The organism is Enterobacter cloacae complex sp. 372C4 (assembly GCF_050030615.1).
Lineage (GTDB): Bacteria > Pseudomonadota > Gammaproteobacteria > Enterobacterales > Enterobacteriaceae > Enterobacter > Enterobacter intestinihominis.
Genome location: NZ_JBLGUQ010000001.1, coordinates 4,292,716 through 4,311,110 on the forward strand (window position 1 = coordinate 4,292,716; position 18,395 = coordinate 4,311,110).

The following is an 18,395-nucleotide window of genomic DNA, read 5'->3' on the forward strand; positions in this document are numbered from 1 at the left end:
CCAACGATGCAGGAAATTGATTTTTATCTGGTGGATGCCTTCAGCGACAGGGCGTTCGGCGGCAATGCGGCGGCGGTGTGTCCGCTGGAAGCGTGGCTGCCGGATGAGACGTTGCTGAAGATGGCGAAGCAGCATAATCAGTCAGAGACGGCGTTCTTTGTCCGAACGGATAACGGGTTTGAACTGCGCTGGTTTACCACGCAGGATGAAATTAACCTCTGCGGCCACGCAACCCTCGCGGCTTCTCACGTTATTTTCGAATACCTGGATTATCCACATACGGAAATCACCTTCACCACGCGCTTTGTCGGCGAACTTACGGTACAACGCAGCGGCGACTGGCTGACGCTGAATTTCCCAGCGTGGTCAACCGAGGTTGTCGATACTCCACCCCCAGTGCTGTTCAGCTCGCTGGGCATTAACGCGGCAAAAGAGGTGCGTGTGGGGCGCGATTACATGGTGGTGCTCGACAGCCAGCGGCAGGTGGAGGCGCTGACGCCGGATATCACAGCCATGCTCCCGCTGGGGAAAATGGTCTGCGTTACGGCGCCGGGGGATGAGTATGATTTCGTCAGCCGCTTCTTCTGCCCGGGGGAAGGGGTACCGGAGGATCCGGTGACGGGATCAGCGCACAGCATGCTGATCCCGTACTGGAGCGAAAAGTTTGGAAAAACGCAGATGTCGGCCCGCCAGGTCTCCTCCCGTGGCGGGGATCTGCGCTGCGAGCTGAAAGGCGACCGCGTGCTGATTGGCGGCCAGGCCACGCTGTATATGAAGGGGAAAATTTTCCTTCGTCACCAGGATTACGGTCATCATTAAAAACTATGACGCCGGTATACAGGGCGGGCGGTATGTTGAACGAAAACGACAAGGAGCCTGCCATGTATTCTATTACCGCTGAATCTGCCCATCATCCAGATATTCTCGCCCTGATTACGGCGCTGGACCGTTATCAAAGCGTTCTCTATCCCGCGGAAAGTAATCATCTGCTGGATTTAACCGAACTGCCGGACGACTCGCTGATCCTGATGATTATTCGTGACACTCAGCTTAACGCCGTCGGGTGTGGCGCTGTTGTTTTGAACGGGGACGGGACCGGGGAAATGAAACGGGTCTATATTGATCCAACCCATCGCGGGCAACGGCTGGGTGATAAATTACTGGCGGCGCTGGAAGATGAAGCCCTCAGCCGCTGCTGCCACACCGTCCGGCTGGAGACGGGGATCAAACAACACGCCGCTATTCGTCTGTATCAACAGTGTGGATACGAACGGCGCCCCGCGTTTGCCCCCTACAACGAGGATCCGCTGAGCCTGTTTATGGAGAAGACACTGGTGGCTGACGTTCGTTTAGCAGCCCTATAAACGCCTCAAGCTGGCGGGTCATCGCCCCGCGTCGCCACACCAGCCAGGTGGTGAGCCAGCGCCAGTTTTCCGCCAGCGGCCACGCCGCCACCTGATGATGCCCCGGCATGCTCTCCAGCATGGAGCGGGGCATCAGCGCAATGCCTGCCCCGGCAATCACGCAGGCGAGCATCCCGTGGTAGGACTCCATCTCGTGGATCCTTCCCGGCGTTACGCGGTCAGCATGAAACCAGCTCTCCAGATGACGCCGGTAGGAACAGTTGGCGCGAAAGGCATAAACGTCGCTACCGCTCACCTGCGTGGCTTTTGACACTTCCGCGTGACCCGCAGGGGTGACCAGCATCATCTCTTCCCGGTAAACCGGCATTCCTTCCAGTTCGGGGTGTGAGAGCGGCCCGTCGACAAAGGCGGCGCTGAGCGTCCCCTCAAGCACACCGTCAATCATCGTACCGGAAGGCCCGGTGGATAACGCAAACTGAATGCGCGGATAGCGCTGATTAAACCGCGCCAGACTTTCCGGAATGCGTACGGCGGCGGTACTTTCCAGCGCGCCGAGCGAGAATAATCCCTGCGGTTCATCCCCGGCGACGACCATTCGCGCTTCGTCGACCAGCGCCAGGATCTGCTTGCTGTAGCGCAAAAAATTGTGCCCGGCGGGGGAAAGCCGCAGGCGCTGATTCTCGCGAATAAACAGCTCCACGCCGAGATCCGCTTCAAGCTGTCGGATGCGGGTGGTGAGGTTTGACGGCACCCGGTGTACCTTCTGCGCCGCCTGGGTAATGCTGCCGGTCAGTGCGACGGCGTTAAACATCTCAAGCTGTGTTAAGTCCATACCGTTCTCGATTCGTGAACAAGGTGGTGAGTATTATTCATTTTTAAGAAATAGCAGAGTGGGCCACAATCAATCAACTGTTATTACATGGAGAACTTCATGACGTATTCATCTGCTACCCATGCCCACTCTGTCAACCCGGCTACCGGCGAAACGCTGGCTGCTTACCCGTGGGCAACGTCCGGTGACGTTGAACGTGCCATTGCGCAGGCGGATACCGGTTTTCGTCAGTGGCGACGCGAAAGCGTGGCGCACCGGGCGCAAAAACTTCGCGATCTGGGGGCGGCGCTGCGTAGCCGTGCGGAAGAGATGGCGCAGACTATCTCCCGGGAGATGGGCAAGCCCATTGTGCAGGCGCGTGCGGAGGTGGCTAAGTCCGCCAGCCTTTGCGACTGGTACGCTGAATACGGCCCGGCAATGCTGCGCCCGGAATCTACCCAGGTCGACAATGCGGTGATTGAGTACCGTCCGCTGGGGCCTATTCTGGCGGTGATGCCGTGGAACTTCCCGCTCTGGCAGGTGCTGCGCGGTGCGGTGCCGATCCTGCTGGCAGGGAACAGCTATCTGCTTAAACATGCGCCAAATGTGCTCGGCTCGGCGGAGCTTATCGGGAAGGTGTTCGCGGATGCCGGTTTCCCGGAGGGGATCTTTGGCTGGGTGAACGCGACAAATGACGGCGTCAGCCAGGCGATTAACGATCGGCGTATCGCGGCGGTGACCGTAACCGGCAGCGTTCGGGCTGGTGCGGCAATTGGCGCGCAGGCGGGCGCGGCGCTGAAGAAATGCGTGCTGGAGCTGGGCGGCTCCGATCCGTTTATCGTTCTGAATGATGCCGATCTGGATCTGGCTGTCAACGCGGCCGTGGCCGGACGTTATCAGAATACCGGACAAGTTTGCGCCGCGGCGAAACGCTTTATTGTGGAAGCGGGCGTGGCGGACACCTTTACCCAACGCTTTGTTGACGCGGTCCAGGCGCTGAAAATGGGCGCACCGGATGAGGAAGATAACTATATTGGCCCGATGGCGCGATTTGATCTTCGCGATGAACTGCATCAGCAGGTACAGGCTACGCTGGCGGAAGGGGCGACCCTGCTGCTCGGCGGCGAGAAGCTTGCCGGGACCGGTAACTTTTATGCGCCAACCGTACTCGGCGACGTCACCCCACAGATGACGGCCTTCCGTCAGGAGCTGTTTGGCCCGGTGGCTGCGATTACCGTCGCCAATGATGCGTCGCACGCGTTGCAGCTGGCTAACGACAGCGACTTTGGCTTATCAGCGACGGTCTTTACCGCGAACGATGCGCTGGCTGAAACCTTCTCTCGCGAGCTGGAGTGCGGCGGTGTCTTTATCAATGGCTACAGCGCAAGCGATGCGCGCGTTGCGTTTGGCGGAGTGAAGAAGAGCGGCTTCGGGCGAGAGCTTTCACATTTCGGTCTGCATGAGTTCTGTAACGTTCAGACGGTCTGGAAGGATCGCGTGTAATGTTGATGCCGGGTAGGGCAAGGCCGCTACCCGGCAATTCACGTTTCCTGTCATTATTTTGCAATGGTTCTGTCATTTTCGTTTCGTAGACTCGCTCGCGTCTAACGTATTGTTACAGAAGAAAATTATGAACCTAACGCAAATTTTTCGTCGTCTTGCGCAGCGCTTTTTTCCTCGTCAGTTTGGCCTGCTGACCGGCATCTTTTGTATTATCGGCCTTTTCTCCGCCCTGCAACTTTCATCCTCCTTCCTGCTTACCGCTTCCCTGAATCAAGCCCAGCGTAACGAACAGCGCAATCAGCTGGCCTGGCAGCAACAGAGCAGACTGGATCAGGCGCGTATTTCGCTGCTTGCGGCGAGCGATCTGCTCAACCGCTCCGGGGTGTACTTTATGCAGGATAAAGAGACCGGTTCGGAAGGGAGCTGGCATAGCCTGATGGACGAGGCGCAAAAATCCCTGGCGGCGTCTCAGCAGGCATGGCAAGCCTGGCTCGCGCTTAATCCTCCGCAGGACGAGGGGCTTGTTAATAGCTATCAGCAGTTCTTCGGTGCCATTAGCGAGCAGGCGGAAGGGCTGGTGAAAACCAACAGCATCGACCTCTTTTTCGCCGTACCCGCCCAGGCGTTTCAGACCGATTTTAATGACAACTTTGCACGTTATCAGCAACGGAGTGAGAAGCAGGCGATACAGGGGCGTCAGTCGCTCATGGAACAACTCTCAGGCCTGCAACGGCTGTTCCTGTTTGCGCCGCTGGTGCTGCTGGCTATTGCCATTGCCGTCTGGTTTGCAATGGCGAAATGGGTGATATCCCCGCTACGCCGTCTGATTGTCCATATTAACCAGCTTGCGGCAGGGGATTTGTCGGGAATACCCCCTGACGTTGTGCGTTTTAACCGTGAAATCAGCCAGCTCAGCGGCAGTATTACCGCCATGCAGCGCGGGCTCCAGCAACTGGTGACTCAGGTCAGCGAGGCCACGACCTCTATGGTCGAAAATATCGGGTCACTTGCGCAGGGGAACCAGAAGCTTTATCAGCAGTCCACGCGACAGGCCAAAGAGCTGGAGGAGGTGACCGCGCATATCGCCGATCTCGAAACCCACGTTGAGGGGAACACGGGTTATGCAAAACTCGCCCGCTCGCGCGCGGATGAAGCCCGACAGGCTGCCGTCGGCGGGGAGCAAATGATGACAGCGGTGAATGGCTCGATGCAGACGATCGTCGACCGATCCTCAGAGATGCGTGGGATCGTCGCCATGATCGACAGCGTGGCGTTTCAGACCAATATTCTGGCCCTCAACGCTGCCATTGAAGCCGCCCATGCGGGAGAACAGGGGCGCGGGTTCGCGGTGGTCGCCCGTGAAGTGGGGCTGCTGGCCAGAAAAAGCAGTCACTCTACGCAAACCATCCAGTCGCTAATTAACCACTCGCTACAGGGCATTGAAGAAGGTTCTCAGGTGGTAAACCGTCTGGAAGAAAATCTCCAGCAGGTCACCGGGCTGGTGGCCAATCTGAGTAGCCTGCTGAATGATATTTCGCTGGCCACTCTAAATCAGGGGGAAAGCATTCATCAGATGACGCGCCAACTTCAGGCGCTGAATCAGGTATCGCGTCAGACAGATGTGCTGGTTAGCGAAGCGTCGAATGCCTCTGAGCGCCTGCATCGGGAGTCAGATCTTTTGTTGCAGGCCGTCTCGCGTTTTCGTCTCCCTGCCTGACGTGACGTATAAGCCTCTGTTATACTCGCAGCCCGTTTTAGCCTGAGGGCAAGGAGCAAAGTGTGGCTGCGGTCATCCATAATGAGATGCTGGACGAGATTCTGGCGCAGGTTCGTCCGTTACTGGGGCAGGGTAAGGTTGCCGATTACATTCCCGCGCTGGCCTCGATCAGCGGTAATAAGCTCGGCATCGCCATTTGTACTGTCGACGGGCAGCGTTTTCAGGCGGGAGATGCACTGGAGCGCTTTTCAATTCAGTCGATCTCAAAAGTGCTTAGCCTCGTTGCCGCCATGCGCCAGTATGACGAGCAGGAGATCTGGCAGCGGGTGGGCAAAGATCCCTCCGGTCAGCCCTTCAACTCCCTTCTCCAGCTTGAAATCGAACAGGGTAAGCCGCGCAACCCGTTTATCAACGCCGGGGCGCTGGTGGTGTGCGATATGCTGCAAAGCCGTCTGAGCGCGCCGCGCCAGCGTATGCTCCAGATTGTGCGGCAGCTTTCCGGCGTGCAGGACATCGCCTACGATCCGGTGGTAGCGCGCTCTGAGTTTGAACACTCTGCACGTAACGCCGCCATCGCCTGGCTGATGAAGTCCTTCGGCAACTTTCATAATGATGTCGCCACGGTTCTGCAAAACTATTTTCATTACTGCGCCCTGAAGATGAACTGCGTTGAACTGGCGCAGACTTTTCTGTTTCTGGCGCATCAGGGCCATGCCCCGCATCTGGGCGAGGACGTTGTCTCCCCGATGCAGGCCCGGCAGATCAACGCCTTAATGGCAACCAGCGGAATGTATCAGAACGCCGGGGAGTTTGCCTGGCGCGTGGGGCTGCCGGCTAAATCCGGCGTTGGCGGTGGCGTCGTGGCCATTGTTCCGCACGAGATGGCGATTGCCGTCTGGAGCCCGGAACTGGACGAGACCGGCAACTCACTGGCGGGCGTCGCGGCGCTGGAACAGCTGACCAAACGCCTTGGACGGTCCGTATACTGATGTCCACGTTAGATCCTCTGTTCACGCGCCTGGCTCGCTCCACGTTTCGTTCACGATTTCATTTAGGGATGAAAGAGCGGCAATACTGCTGGGATAAGGGCGCGGACACTATCGATAAGCATGCCGCTGATTTTATCGCCGCGCGGCTGGCGCCTGCACACCCGGTGAATGACGGTAAGCAGACGCCGATGCGCGGCCATCCGGTTTTTATCGCCCAGCATGCCACGGCAACCTGCTGCCGGGGCTGTCTGGCTAAGTGGCATGCTATCCCGCAGGGCGTGCCGCTGAGTGCGCAGCAGCAACAGTATATCGTCAACGTGATCCATCATTGGCTGGTCATTGAGGTAAATCGTGCCTCCTGAACTGACAATGTCTCTGTTTAAGCTACGCTTTTACTAATGCTCAGCGTCAGGAGACGTCATGAAAGCACCTCTAATTCCCGTGAATGAAACGGAGCGCATGAATGCGCTGCGCGAGTCCGGTCTGCTTGAGATCGACAATTATCCCGCGTTTGATCGTCTCACGCGGCTGGCAACACGCTTTTTCAGGGTGCCGCTGGCGATGATTACGCTGGTGGATGACCACGCTGCGATCGTGAAATCTGCCGACGGGCGGGCACTCGCCAGCCAGCCTCGCGATCTCTCGTTTTGTGGTCATACGATCCTGGGTGACGCGCCGCTGGTGGTGGCTGACACGCTGCTGGACGAACGCTTTGCGGATAATCCGCAGGTGGCGGGAGATCCGGGCGTGCGCTTTTATGCCGGTTTCCCGCTGCGTTTACGTGACGGGGCGTGCGTAGGATCGTTGTGTCTCATTGATTACGCACCGCGTGAGTTTACCGCTGCGGATTCCGCCGTACTGGCCGATCTCAGCGCGCTGGCAGAAGATGAATTTGCAGCCGTTAGCGCCGCCACGACCGATGAACTCACGGGCCTGTTTAACCGACGCGGGTTTAACCAGTTTGCGCAGTTTGCACTGTCGGTTTCGCAGCGTAGGGCAGAACCGTTAACGCTTGGCTGGCTGGATCTGGACCATTTCAAAACCATTAACGATCGCTTCGGGCATCAGGAGGGCGACAAGGCCCTGAAAGCGATGGCCGCCCTGATGCGCTCCTCATTCCGCGAGGCCGATATGCTGGTGCGTTTCGGGGGAGATGAGTTCGCGGTGCTGTTTGCGGATACCGATGAGCCTGGCGCCTGGATCGCCATGCAGTATCTTGTCGAACAAACGGAGAAGTATAACGCGCGTCAGCTGCATCCCTGGTCGTTACAGTTCTCCTGGGGGCTGAGCGAGTTCGATCATCACCGCAACGATATGCAGGCATGGTTAAAACACGCGGATGCGCAAATGTACGCCATGAAGCGGCAACATCACGGCGAAAAATGACATAACGAAATCCTATGTCATCGCTTATTGCGTAACAAAAATGTTAATAGCAAAGTGGAGAGATTCAACCTAAGGACGCGCAATGAACTCTCCCATGCTGATTAAACCTCTCTCCCGACAGGACATCCTCAGCCACATTGATTCCCTGAGCGATATCCTCGTCAACTGTGTAAACGGCGGCGCCTCCGTCAGCTTTATGCTGCCTTTTTCTCCCGAGAAAGCCCAAACCTTCTGGCTCGGCGTCGCAGACAGCGTCGGGCGCGACGAGCGTACCGTCCTGGGCTGTTTTGACGCGGAGCAGGGGCTGGTTGGCACGGTCCAGCTGATTACCGACCAGCCGGAAAACCAGCCGCACCGCGCAGATGTCGCGAAACTTCTGGTACATGAGAAGGCGCGCCGTAAAGGTGCGGCAATGGCGCTGATGGAAGCCCTGGAGGCGGTTGCGCGTGAAAAAGCGCTTACGGTGCTGGTGCTTGATACCTCGACCGGCAGCGGCGCGGAGACGTTTTATCAGAGAGCGGGCTGGCAAACGGCGGGGGAGATCCCACGCTACGCCCTGATGCCGAACGGGGACATGACGGCGACCTCGGTGTTCTATAAATTTCTTTGATATTTTTCACCATCGCGTCCTGAGTTGATCCAGACAGGGGTTCTGGTCCTGAAGTTTTGATAAGTTATCACACCAATCTTATCAGGCTGTATGACTAATTATAAAGGACCTCCATTGTGAACACACTCAACCGTCGTGATTTCCCCGGTGCGCGCTACCCTGAACGTATCATCCAGTTTGGCGAAGGTAACTTCCTCCGCGCGTTCGTTGACTGGCAAATCGACCTCTTAAACGAGCATACCGATCTCAATGCAGGTGTGGTGATTGTGCGGCCGATCCAGAGTGATTTTCCGCCGTCGCTGAGCACCCAGGATGGTCTGTATACCACGATTATTCGTGGTCTGAATGAGGAGGGGGAAGCGGTAAGCGATGCGCGTCTTATTCGTTCCGTGAATCGTGAAATCAGCGTCTACAGCCAGTACGATGAATTCCTGAAACTCGCCCATAACCCGGAGATGCGGTTTGTCTTCTCCAATACCACGGAGGCGGGGATCGGCTATCACGCGGGCGATAAGTTTGACGATGCGCCAGCTGTCAGCTATCCGGCCAAACTGACGCGTCTGCTGTTCGAACGCTTTACCCACTTTAACGGGGCTGCGGATAAAGGCTGGATCATCATTCCTTGTGAGCTTATCGACTACAACGGCGATACCCTGCGTGAACTGGTGCTGCGCTATGCACAGGAGTGGGCGCTGCCAGCGGCATTCATTGCGTGGCTGAATAACGCTAACACCTTCTGCTCGACGCTGGTTGACCGCATTGTTACCGGCTATCCGCGTGATGAGGTGGCAGAGCTGGAAGCCGGGCTGGGCTATCACGACAGCTTCCTCGACACGGCAGAACATTTCTACCTGTTTGTTATTCAGGGGCCAAAATCACTTTCAGCTGAATTGCGCCTGGATAAATACCCGCTCAACGTCCTGATTGTTGACGATATCAAGCCTTATAAAGAGCGTAAGGTGGCGATCCTCAACGGCGCGCACACGGCGCTGGTTCCGGTCGCTTTTCAGGCCGGGCTGGATACGGTAGGGGAAGCCATGAACGACGGGGAGATTTGCGCGTTCGTAGAGAAGGCTATTTATGAAGAGATTATTCCGGTCCTGGATCTGCCGCGCGATGAGCTGCACTCCTTCGCCAGTGCCGTAACGGGGCGTTTTCGTAATCCGTATATTAAGCATCAGCTGCTGTCGATTGCACTGAACGGGATGACCAAGTACCGCACCCGCATTCTGCCGCAACTGCTGGCAGGGCAGAAGGCGACCGGTGAACTGCCAGCACGTCTGACCTTTGCCCTGGCGGCGCTAATTGCATTTTACCGTGCCGAGCGCAACGGTGAGCGCTATCCGGTGCAGGACGATGCGCACTGGCTTGAACGTTACCAGCAGCTGTGGACGCAACATCACGACAAACAAGTCACTACCCGTGAACTGGTATCGTCGGTATTAAGCGTGAGCGAGCACTGGGAACAGGATCTCACTCTGGTGAACGGACTGGTAGACCAGGTTGCGCAGGATCTGGATGCAATTTTAAGCAAAGGCATGCGCGAGGCGGTGAAACCGCTCTGCTAATCATAATGCCCGGCGTTTGCCGGGTTTTTTACAGACCATTATTAGTTACAACATACTATACGTCCTTTTTTTAAAAAGCACAGGCAGCACCGTGCGGTCAGGGCTTAACAGGTCAGAAAATGCAATGAACTATTAACATGCTTGCAACCGTGATGAGGATCACGTTTAATAGCCGCGCTCTTTACTTTTCTGAAGCTGATTATGATTGTTCGTCCTCAACAGCACTGGCTGCAACTGATTTTTGTCTGGCATGGTTCGGTACTTCCCAAAATTTATACCCGACTGCTGCTTAACTTCCTGCTTTCCATCGCCGTGATTGTCATGCTGCCGTGGTACACCTCGCTGGGTATCCGCTTTACCGTCGCGCCGTTCAGCATTCTGGGCGTGGCTATCGCCATCTTCCTGGGATTTCGCAATAACGCCTGTTATTCGCGCTACGTTGAGGCGCGTCTGCTTTGGGGGCAGTTGATGATAGCGGCGCGCTCGCTGTTTCGCGAGGTAAAAAACACCTTGCCGGATGATAAACATCTTGGAGAGTTTGTCCGCCTGCAAATCGCGTTTGCTAACTGTCTGCGTATGACACTGCGCAGAAAAACCAATGCCGATCAGCTGTCCCGCTATCTGGCTCCAGACGATTTACGCAAAGTGATGGATGCCAACTCGCCGGCGAACCGTATCCTGCTGATCATGGGGGAGTGGCTGGCCGTACGGCGGCGCAGCGGGCACCTTTCAGACATCCTGTTTCACAGCCTCAACAACCGCCTGAACGATATGTCCATCGTGCTGGCAGGCTGTGAGCGTATCGCCAATACGCCAGTCCCGTTTGCCTATACGCTGATCCTGCACCGAACGGTGTATTTGTTCTGCATCATGCTGCCGTTTGCGCTGGTTGTTGATCTGCATTACATGACGCCCTTTGTCTCTGCGCTGATTTCCTACACTTTTATCTCGCTTGATACGCTGGCGGAAGAGCTGGAAGATCCGTTTGGGACGGAAGATAACGATCTGCCGCTGGACGCCATCTGCAACATGATGGAGCGCGATCTGTTGCAGATGAACGATGAAGAGAACATCCCTGAAAGGCTAATGCCGGATAAGCATTATCAGCTGACCTGACGGGCATTCCACTCGTCGCGGGTGATTTCCCACAGCTCCGAATCCAGCAGGCCGCTGACATAGGCTTTCTTCTCTGTCCTGATGAGTCGCATGCCGCTGCTGTCTGAAATACGTCGGGAGCGGCTGTTGGCCGCCGCTTTCGGCGCGCGTAACACCGCTTTGTTAAGCGTATTGAACCAGTAATCCGTTGCCGCGATACTCGCCTCACGCATATATCCCTGTCCCTGAAATTCCGGCGCGAGCCAGAAGCCCCGGTTGTTGTCTTCGACGTCGTACAGGCAAATTAACCCCATCAGTTCATCCGGCGCTTCACGGCTGCGAATCGTCCAGAACCACGCAATCCCTTTGGCCATATCGGGCAGTGCAACGTTGTTGACATAATTTTCTGCACCGTTTTCCGGGTAGGGCCAGGGGACTGAAGCCACCATATAGCGGACAATCTCCCAGCGCGGATAGCGTTGCTGGATCTGGACGGCATCGGCGGCAACAAGGGGTTTAAGTAATAAGCGTTCTGTCGTAAGCGTGGGTATCGTCATCCGGTGATCTCCATATTTGAGCGTTATCATTTGTTTGGGTTCTGATATTTCATCAATATCACATTCCAGTTGGTCGTGCTTTTGTTATTCAGATTTATCCATAAAGGAGTATGTAATGCCAAGAAAAGCCAGGCCCGAAGAAGCCGAAACACTCTGGCACGTCCGTAACGAAGCGATGCGCCATGGCTGTAAAATCTGTTACGACGCAGAAGTGATTGCGCGCTGGACGTCAGAAAAGATGCCTGAACATTACCGTACCTCCAGGTCGATTTCGTGTTATAGGCCTGCCCATGCAGGAGCTGAACTGCTCCCAAATGGAGCTACGGTTTACGAAGTTCAATAGCTTATTTACATTTGCTTACATAAATACACTTTCTTTACATTAAGTAATGTAAGATATTTTTTTAGCACAAAATGCAAAACTAAATTAAATGGAGATGATTTATGTCGAATATAAGAGCATAAAGCCTTAATGAGATAGCATTAGTAAGTGGCGGCAATGGAAGCGGTAATTATGAAGGTGCCGGTAGTCGTAACACCAGCTCTAAATCTGGTAATTCAAAAGGAAACAATGGCTCTATTTACAAGGGCGTTGACTCATGCGGCGCAGGAATCATCGGTGGTCTAATCGCCGGCTCTCCTGGGGGGCCAGTGGGTATGACCGCTGGGGTAATTGGTGGAGCTATAGCTGGCCAGTGCACAAAAGATAGTTTTTCAGATCGTGGTAGTAAAGATAAAAGTAATAATTACAACGGCCCCGGACAATGCCGTTGGTAAGTAATTTGAGTTGTGTGTGATAATAATTTAAAAGCTCATTATAACTGAATGTTATTCTAGGTGTTTCGATATTTAATGATTATTCGAATTAGTCATGATGAGCTATTATTTTTGATAAAGTTAATGTAATCACAAGTATCGGGTTAAGCATGAAACAATTTTTAAATTTCCTAATTTACTTATTTTTTTTCATTATCGCATTTACCCTTTTGAAATACGCTGAAGTTCTTGAGTTTGACGAAGTATCACGGCCAGGGATTATATCAAGGTTTCTTATTGCGTTGATTGTATTAATAGCAGTAACTCGATGGGGCGTTAACTTGATGAATAGGTTTAAAAGTAAATAAAGTACACTCCGATAAAAATTGTTGTGTTGCAGAATGGAATCATTACAAATGTTCACTGAAGTTAAAGTGCATGATATCAAAAAATAATTACGATATCATAACCATATTTGTTGATTCTTATATAAAATATGAATTAATAATAGGTTGAACATGATAATCTTTAGGCATGTCTATCCATTCATTTATAGTAAGAAAAACGTAATTGTTCTTTTTATTGCGTCTGTTATCTCAATAATAATTACGTTATCGCCATCCATAACCCTCCGCTATCTTACTCTCGATGTGTCATTTTTCTTATTGTTTATTGCGGAATTTTCAATTGCATTTTTCTTGTATATTTTTTACTTAAGGAAGTTGGATGGTTTTAAATTACGCCCAAGTAGAGATTTAACTTCAATAAAATTTTCTATTGTTGTGTTGTTTGTCATTTTGCTGGTTCAGTATAATGTTTATCTTTACAGGGATAATTTATATCATTATGGACCTTCCCATATTAGTTTTATAGCATTTATAATAGCCACCTTCGTAGTCCCATATTATGAGGAGATTATATACAGGGGCTGTATCTTCGGTGTTTTCCACTCAATTTTTAATAAAAAGTATATTATCCCATGTATATTGACTTCATTGTCTTTTTGTCTGATGCATGGACAGTATTATAACATTTTAGATCAATCCATTCTTTTTTTGGTGTCAATATTGCTATTAATAGTTAGAATAAGAAGCAGAGGGCTTTTTTATCCTATTATAATTCATTCGTGCATGAATGCTTTTGTTTTGTCGTTAAATTTTTGAAGGGTATTTGGGATATGAATATCTTCAGGGAAGAGGCTTTAAATCATCAAACAGATTCTGATTATGGTGAGATTGTCTTACCTGCGTCATTCGGTTTATCAGTAAGCGCACTCACAACGTTATTCATATTTCTGTGCCTGATACTCTTTATTCTTTATGGTAGCTATACACGTAAGGCTCACCTTTCCGGAATCGTTATGCCCTCATCCGGGCTGGTAAAAATCACTCCTCAATATGCTGGCTACGTAACCAAATTGACCGCCTCAGAAGGTCAACACATTATTGCCGGTGAGACTCTTTATCATATCAGCGGTGAACATTTCAACGAACAGGGGGCAGGTACACTCGCTGCTATAAGACTTTCCCTACAAACTCAGTTTACAATGCTGACTTCTCAACAGACCCTGGAATTGCGTGACAACAGTCAGCAGCAGCATGCCATACAACAGCGAATAGTTTCCCTGAAACCTCAGGTTAAAAGTGCAGAAAAGCGTCTGTCACTTGCCGTGCATCAGGCTGCGCTGGCCGTGTCTGTTATGGAGCGCTATAAGAAACTTGCTGATACGCATTACGTATCAGATATCGAATACCAGCAGAAGCAGATTGACGTTTCAACGTCACAGCAAAACGTTGAGGATCAGCGTCAGGGGCTTCTGCAACTGCACACCGCGATGGAGGCTGCTAAAGACGACCTTGACCATCTCATCGTTCAGGGTGAAAGCCGGAAGGCTGAAATGGACAGGCAGTTGCAGGTTATCAGGCAACAGCAGGACGAACTGGCAGGTAAGGAAAATTTCACGCTGACTTCACCGGTATCCGGAACCGTTGCTGCCGTGCTGGTCAGACAGGGACAGTCTGTCAGGGCATCTGAACCTGTCATGACCCTCATTCCCGACAATGCCCGTTTGCAGATAGAACTCTATGCTACCAGTCAGAATGCTGGCTTTATTCAGGCGGGGCAGCGTGTTGCCCTGCGGTTCTCTGCCTTCCCCTATCAGAAGTTTGGTGTGCAGTACGGGACTATCCGTGAAATAAGCCATACAACGCTGACATCTTCTGATTTACTCTCCGTATCTCCTGTGACCTGGAAGGAGAATGAAGGTCATTACCGCGTCATCGTTGAACCTGAAAATACTTTTATTCTGGCTTATGGGAAACAGGAAGCCCTGCGCCCCGGCATGGTTCTTGAGGGGGATGTCAGCCTGGATACCCGCAATTTGTGGGAGTGGCTGACTGAGCCGCTCTGGAGCCTGAAAGGAAAGCTGTGATGGATACACTCAAATGGACCGGGAGAAAACAGCTTCCTCTCACCCGACAGACAGAGTCAGCGGAATGTGGTCTGGCATGCCTGGTCATGATGGCCTGCTGGCATGGTCTGCAAACAGACTTACCCACACTGCGCGAACGTTTCAGTATCAGCTCACAAGGGATGACCCTGCAGAGACTGACTGAATGTGCGGCCGGTATCGGATTATCCAGCCGGGCAGTTCGGCTGGAGCTTGAGGACCTAAGATCCCTTTCTCTCCCGTGTATTCTCCACTGGAACATGAATCATTTTGTTGTGCTACATAAAGTTCGCGGAAGCAGGCTGGTTATTCATGATCCGGAAAAGGGAAAAGTAACGCTCTCCCTACAGGATGCTGGAAAACATTTCACCGGCGTCGCGCTGGAGCTGATGCCAGCCAGTGATTTTACCGCTCGGGATGAAAGGAAAAAAATCCATCTGCGCCAACTGACAGGTAAAACACCGGGTCTGTTGTCGGCAATGTCGCGAATTATCGTTTTTGCCGTGGCACTCGAAATCCTGACACTGGGAAGCCCGCTTCTCAACCAGCTGGTGATTGATGAAGTCCTGGTGGCTGCCGACCAGAGTTTGTTGACCGTCATTATTATTGCGCTTCTGCTGATGTCACTGACCCAGATGCTGCTGTCACTGGCCCGCCAGTGGGCGAGTATTACACTGTCCGTCAATTTTAACATGCAGTGGACAGCACGGGTTTTCCATCATCTTGTCCATCTTCCTCTGGCCTGGTTTGATGCACGCAGTAAGGGGAGTATTAATGCTCGTTTTGAGGCGGTAGATACCATCCAGCAGGCGCTGACTACGCAAGTGCTGGAAGGTATTCTGGATGTGTTGCTCGTGGTGACTGCGCTTTGCATGATGCTGCTGTACAGTTCTGAAATGACATTGATCGCCGTACTTGCAGCCATTTTCTATGGTGTGTTGAGGGCACTGTGGTATCCGTCCCTTCGACAGTCGGCAGAAGATGCCTGGGATGCAGGTGCCAAGGAGTCCGGGCATTTTCTTGAAACACTCAACGGGATCCTCAGCCTGAGAATTAACGGTGTGACGGCACATCGTGAGGCCGCCTGGCTGAATCTCAACGTTGCCCGCAGAAATACGCAGTTGCGTCAGAGCCGTCTGCTGATGTGCTATGACATTGCTCACACTCTTACCGGCAGCGTGGTATCAGCAATCATTTTGTGGAAAGGCGCCGGGGAGGTATTGAATGGTACCTTCACCGTCGGCATGCTGGTTGCTTATTTATCCTATCAGACGCGTTTTTCTTCCAGTATCAGTAGCCTGACTGATAAGTTTTTTTCCTGGCGTATGCTCGATGTTTACAACGAACGACTGGCTGATATTGTACTGACCCCGACAGAAGGCCTTCAGCAACAGCCTTTTCGTGAGCATAACAACGCTTCGCACATTCCTTCTGTATCCCGCAGGGAGATGGATGAATATGCTCATGCTCCTCTAGTACTTGAGCACATCATCTTCAGCCACAAGGGAGGGGAAAATCCGATAATCGGCGGGGTGTCGCTGACACTCAATCCCGGAGAAGTCGTTGCCATTACAGGTAAATCCGGATGCGGGAAAACGACACTGGTGAAGCTTATCCTTGGGATCCACATCCCTGATGAGGGCAGGATCAGGGCATTTGGCATATTGCATACGCATCCGGATTATTTTCAGGTTCGTCAGCGTATCGGTACCGTACTGCAGGATGACCATCTTTTCAAAGGTTCTGTAGCAGATAACATTATTTTTTTCAGTGATGACCGAAATTATGAACGAATGATCCAGTGCGCAAGACTGGCACTTATCGACAGCGATGTTATGGCAATGCCGATGGGGTATCAGACGCTGATTGGTGAAACCGGCGGAGGGCTTTCCGGAGGACAAAAACAACGCATTCTGCTGGCAAGGGCGTTGTACAAGAAACCGGGATTCCTGTTACTGGATGAAGCGACCAGCCACCTTGATGTTGAGAGTGAAATCCGGATAAGCCAGACCTTACGTCAACTGGGGCTTCCTGTTCTGCTGATAGCCCATCGCCCGGAAACCATAGCCTCTGCAGACCGGGTTTTGTATCTGGCAGACGGCTACTTAACGGAGCTGAATCTCCAGCATACAGTCAATAATGGCGAGTCTGTTTGTGAATATACTAATGACGTGATGGCAAAAAATTAACCTTAACGTACATAATTTTCGATATCCAAACTTACCCCTATCTGGAAGATCTATTTGTTGACGCTGCCGAACGTGGCGCAGGGGCGGGTAAAGCGCTTATCGACGCCCTGATCGATGAGGGTAAGCGGGAAGGGTGGTCAAAACTCTACTGGGTAACCCGCATGCACAATCCGGCGCGTAAGCTGTATGACCACTATGGTGAAGCCGACGATTACGTCCGGTACCGAATCACCCCTTAACCGGGTTTGTATCACACTGTATCTGCGTCTGTGATACATACACAGGTATGCAATAAAACCGCATCCGCACACATCCTTTATACAAACGCATGGTGTTATATCTCCGTCAACTGAACTCACCCGGAGATAACATCATGTTTAACAAACTCGCATACTCAGCAGTCGCCCTGACCGTTTCGCTTGGCACCGTGATGTCCTGTCAGGCGGAAGCGATGGGTAAGGATTACTCGTCGGCTTTTAACCAGGTAAAACAAATTAACGCCGGCGATCTGAACGTCGGTTATGTCGATATCGGGCCGAAAGACGGGCAACCAGTGATCCTGCTGCATGGCTGGCCGTACGATATTCACAGCTACGCGGAAGTTGCCCCCGCGCTGGCCGCGAAGGGGTATCGTGTCATTGTGCCATCCCTGCGCGGGTACGGCACCACGCGCTTTATTTCTGATAAAACGCCGCGAAACGGCCAGCCTTCGGCAATGGCGAAAGACATCGTCAACCTGATGGACGCCCTGAATATCAAACAGGCGGTGTTTGCCGGTTATGACTGGGGGGCGCGTACGGCGGATATCGTTGCGGCGCTCTGGCCGGATCGAGTGAAATCGCTGGTCTCGGTAAGTGGCTACCTGATCAGCAGCCAGGCGATTGGCAAACAGCCTTTACCGCCGAAGGCAGAGGTTCAGTGGTGGTATCAGTTCTATTTCGCCACGCCGCGCGGGGCGGAGGGCTATGCTAAAAATACGCACGATTTTGCCCGGTTGATCTGGTCCCAGGCTTCGCCTGACTGGAAATTCAGCGATGCCACCTTCAATGCCAGCGCCAAATCCCTCGATAACCCAGACCACGTTGCCGTCACGCTCAGTAATTACCGCTGGCGTCTGGGGCTGGAGAAGGGTGAGCAGAAATATGACGCCTACGAACAAAAGCTGGCTACGCTACCGAATATTACGGTGCCGACCATCACCATCGAGGGCGGTAACAACGGAGCACCACATCCTGCACCCGCAGCCTATGCGGGGAAATTCACCGGAAAATATGAGCACCGTACTTTCGGCGCAACGGTTGGCCACAACCCGCCGCAGGAAGATCCGCAGGACTTTGTTAAAGCCGTTGTCGACGCGGATAAGCTCTGATATGTGCTATTTTCAATCCGTTACCTCTTAAT

17 protein-coding genes are annotated in these 18,395 nt (G+C 52.9%); 15 read left to right on the forward strand and 2 right to left on the reverse strand.

Annotated features, from left to right (window positions below; translation table 11 throughout):
• Positions 1-6 precede the first annotated feature (6 nt).
• Together ACQG11_RS20835 and ACQG11_RS20840 are read left to right on the forward strand one after the other, a co-directional pair.
• A complete protein-coding gene (locus ACQG11_RS20835) occupies positions 7-819 on the forward strand; it encodes a PhzF family phenazine biosynthesis protein (RefSeq protein ID WP_426728743.1) in 813 nt (270 codons plus the stop codon).
• A gap of 62 nt (positions 820-881) precedes the next feature.
• Positions 882-1,364: a GNAT family N-acetyltransferase gene (locus tag ACQG11_RS20840; protein ID WP_032622224.1), complete on the forward strand. Its 483-nt coding sequence runs from the start codon at positions 882-884 to the stop codon at positions 1,362-1,364.
• On the opposite strand, the gene ptrR is transcribed toward ACQG11_RS20840, so the two are convergent.
• On the reverse strand, positions 1,318-2,196 hold the full coding sequence (ptrR, locus tag ACQG11_RS20845; protein ID WP_045622741.1) for a putrescine utilization regulator PtrR: 879 nt from the start codon (positions 2,194-2,196) through the stop codon (positions 1,318-1,320). The two genes, ACQG11_RS20840 and ptrR, sit on opposite strands and share 47 nt — an antisense overlap.
• Positions 2,197-2,295: 99 nt before the next feature.
• Between ptrR and sad the strand changes: the two genes are divergently transcribed.
• From sad to ACQG11_RS20885, 8 genes are all read left to right on the forward strand, one after another.
• Positions 2,296-3,678, forward strand: a complete 1,383-nt coding sequence (gene sad / locus ACQG11_RS20850; RefSeq protein ID WP_193131998.1) for a succinate-semialdehyde dehydrogenase — start codon at positions 2,296-2,298, stop codon at positions 3,676-3,678.
• A gap of 127 nt (positions 3,679-3,805) precedes the next feature.
• Positions 3,806-5,395: a methyl-accepting chemotaxis protein gene (locus tag ACQG11_RS20855; protein ID WP_171935879.1), complete on the forward strand. Its 1,590-nt coding sequence runs from the start codon at positions 3,806-3,808 to the stop codon at positions 5,393-5,395.
• A gap of 62 nt (positions 5,396-5,457) precedes the next feature.
• Complete coding sequence (gene glsB / locus ACQG11_RS20860; RefSeq protein ID WP_003857165.1) at positions 5,458-6,384, forward strand: glutaminase B; 927 nt, start codon at positions 5,458-5,460, stop codon at positions 6,382-6,384.
• The gene (locus ACQG11_RS20865; protein WP_048965757.1) at positions 6,384-6,746 is read left to right on the forward strand and encodes a DUF4186 domain-containing protein; all 363 of its coding nucleotides are present in this window, start codon (positions 6,384-6,386) and stop codon (positions 6,744-6,746) included. The genes glsB and ACQG11_RS20865 overlap by 1 nt, the downstream gene beginning before the upstream one ends.
• Positions 6,747-6,804: 58 nt before the next feature.
• Positions 6,805-7,770, forward strand: a complete 966-nt coding sequence (locus ACQG11_RS20870; RefSeq protein ID WP_022648115.1) for a sensor domain-containing diguanylate cyclase — start codon at positions 6,805-6,807, stop codon at positions 7,768-7,770.
• 82 nt (positions 7,771-7,852) lie between these two features.
• Positions 7,853-8,380 (forward strand): GNAT family N-acetyltransferase, encoded by a 528-nt coding sequence (locus tag ACQG11_RS20875; protein ID WP_426728744.1) that lies wholly within the window; start codon positions 7,853-7,855, stop codon positions 8,378-8,380.
• A 116-nt stretch (positions 8,381-8,496) separates the two neighbouring features.
• Complete coding sequence (locus ACQG11_RS20880; protein ID WP_063853634.1) at positions 8,497-9,948, forward strand: tagaturonate reductase; 1,452 nt, start codon at positions 8,497-8,499, stop codon at positions 9,946-9,948.
• 201 nt (positions 9,949-10,149) lie between these two features.
• Positions 10,150-11,064 (forward strand): bestrophin family protein, encoded by a 915-nt coding sequence (locus ACQG11_RS20885; protein ID WP_150311789.1) that lies wholly within the window; start codon positions 10,150-10,152, stop codon positions 11,062-11,064.
• Here the strand turns inward: ACQG11_RS20885 and ACQG11_RS20890 are convergent.
• Entirely contained in the window at positions 11,052-11,600 is a 549-nt protein-coding gene (locus ACQG11_RS20890) for a GNAT family N-acetyltransferase (RefSeq protein ID WP_048965759.1), read from the reverse strand. The two genes, ACQG11_RS20885 and ACQG11_RS20890, sit on opposite strands and share 13 nt — an antisense overlap.
• Positions 11,601-12,874: 1,274 nt before the next feature.
• Between ACQG11_RS20890 and ACQG11_RS20895 the strand changes: the two genes are divergently transcribed.
• The 5 genes from ACQG11_RS20895 to ACQG11_RS20915 all read left to right on the forward strand — a co-directional run bounded on the left by ACQG11_RS20895 (position 12,875) and on the right by ACQG11_RS20915 (position 18,363).
• Positions 12,875-13,519 carry a CPBP family intramembrane glutamic endopeptidase gene (locus ACQG11_RS20895; protein ID WP_023300106.1) on the forward strand — a complete coding sequence of 215 codons (645 nt, stop codon included), beginning with the start codon at positions 12,875-12,877 and terminating at the stop codon, positions 13,517-13,519.
• A gap of 14 nt (positions 13,520-13,533) precedes the next feature.
• The gene (locus ACQG11_RS20900) at positions 13,534-14,787 is read left to right on the forward strand and encodes an HlyD family secretion protein (protein ID WP_032624257.1); all 1,254 of its coding nucleotides are present in this window, start codon (positions 13,534-13,536) and stop codon (positions 14,785-14,787) included.
• Complete coding sequence (locus ACQG11_RS20905) at positions 14,787-16,994, forward strand: peptidase domain-containing ABC transporter (RefSeq protein ID WP_426728745.1); 2,208 nt, start codon at positions 14,787-14,789, stop codon at positions 16,992-16,994. The genes ACQG11_RS20900 and ACQG11_RS20905 overlap by 1 nt, the downstream gene beginning before the upstream one ends.
• An 11-nt stretch (positions 16,995-17,005) precedes the next feature.
• Complete coding sequence (locus ACQG11_RS20910; RefSeq protein ID WP_254909581.1) at positions 17,006-17,233, forward strand: GNAT family N-acetyltransferase; 228 nt, start codon at positions 17,006-17,008, stop codon at positions 17,231-17,233.
• Between the two features lie 134 nt (positions 17,234-17,367).
• A complete protein-coding gene (locus tag ACQG11_RS20915; RefSeq protein WP_032624256.1) occupies positions 17,368-18,363 on the forward strand; it encodes an alpha/beta fold hydrolase in 996 nt (331 codons plus the stop codon).
• Positions 18,364-18,395: the final 32 nt, after the last annotated feature.

Excerpts from the sequence above, each read along its gene's own strand:
- ACQG11_RS20895 (WP_023300106.1), top strand. The coding sequence starts at position 12,875 with ATGATAATCTTTAGGCATGTCTATCCATTCATTTATAGTAAGAAAAAC.
- ACQG11_RS20905 (WP_426728745.1), top strand. The coding sequence starts at position 14,787 with ATGGATACACTCAAATGGACCGGGAGAAAACAGCTTCCTCTCACCCGA.
- ACQG11_RS20885 (WP_150311789.1), top strand. The coding sequence starts at position 10,150 with ATGATTGTTCGTCCTCAACAGCACTGGCTGCAACTGATTTTTGTCTGG.
- sad (WP_193131998.1), top strand. The coding sequence starts at position 2,296 with ATGACGTATTCATCTGCTACCCATGCCCACTCTGTCAACCCGGCTACC.
- ACQG11_RS20865 (WP_048965757.1), top strand. The coding sequence starts at position 6,384 with ATGTCCACGTTAGATCCTCTGTTCACGCGCCTGGCTCGCTCCACGTTT.
- ACQG11_RS20840 (WP_032622224.1), top strand. The coding sequence starts at position 882 with ATGTATTCTATTACCGCTGAATCTGCCCATCATCCAGATATTCTCGCC.
- ACQG11_RS20870 (WP_022648115.1), top strand. The coding sequence starts at position 6,805 with ATGAAAGCACCTCTAATTCCCGTGAATGAAACGGAGCGCATGAATGCG.
- ptrR (WP_045622741.1), bottom strand. The coding sequence starts at position 2,196 with ATGGACTTAACACAGCTTGAGATGTTTAACGCCGTCGCACTGACCGGC.
- ACQG11_RS20875 (WP_426728744.1), top strand. The coding sequence starts at position 7,853 with ATGAACTCTCCCATGCTGATTAAACCTCTCTCCCGACAGGACATCCTC.
- ACQG11_RS20890 (WP_048965759.1), bottom strand. The coding sequence starts at position 11,600 with ATGACGATACCCACGCTTACGACAGAACGCTTATTACTTAAACCCCTT.
- ACQG11_RS20835 (WP_426728743.1), top strand. The coding sequence starts at position 7 with ATGCAGGAAATTGATTTTTATCTGGTGGATGCCTTCAGCGACAGGGCG.
- ACQG11_RS20915 (WP_032624256.1), top strand. The coding sequence starts at position 17,368 with ATGTTTAACAAACTCGCATACTCAGCAGTCGCCCTGACCGTTTCGCTT.
- ACQG11_RS20900 (WP_032624257.1), top strand. The coding sequence starts at position 13,534 with ATGAATATCTTCAGGGAAGAGGCTTTAAATCATCAAACAGATTCTGAT.
- ACQG11_RS20855 (WP_171935879.1), top strand. The coding sequence starts at position 3,806 with ATGAACCTAACGCAAATTTTTCGTCGTCTTGCGCAGCGCTTTTTTCCT.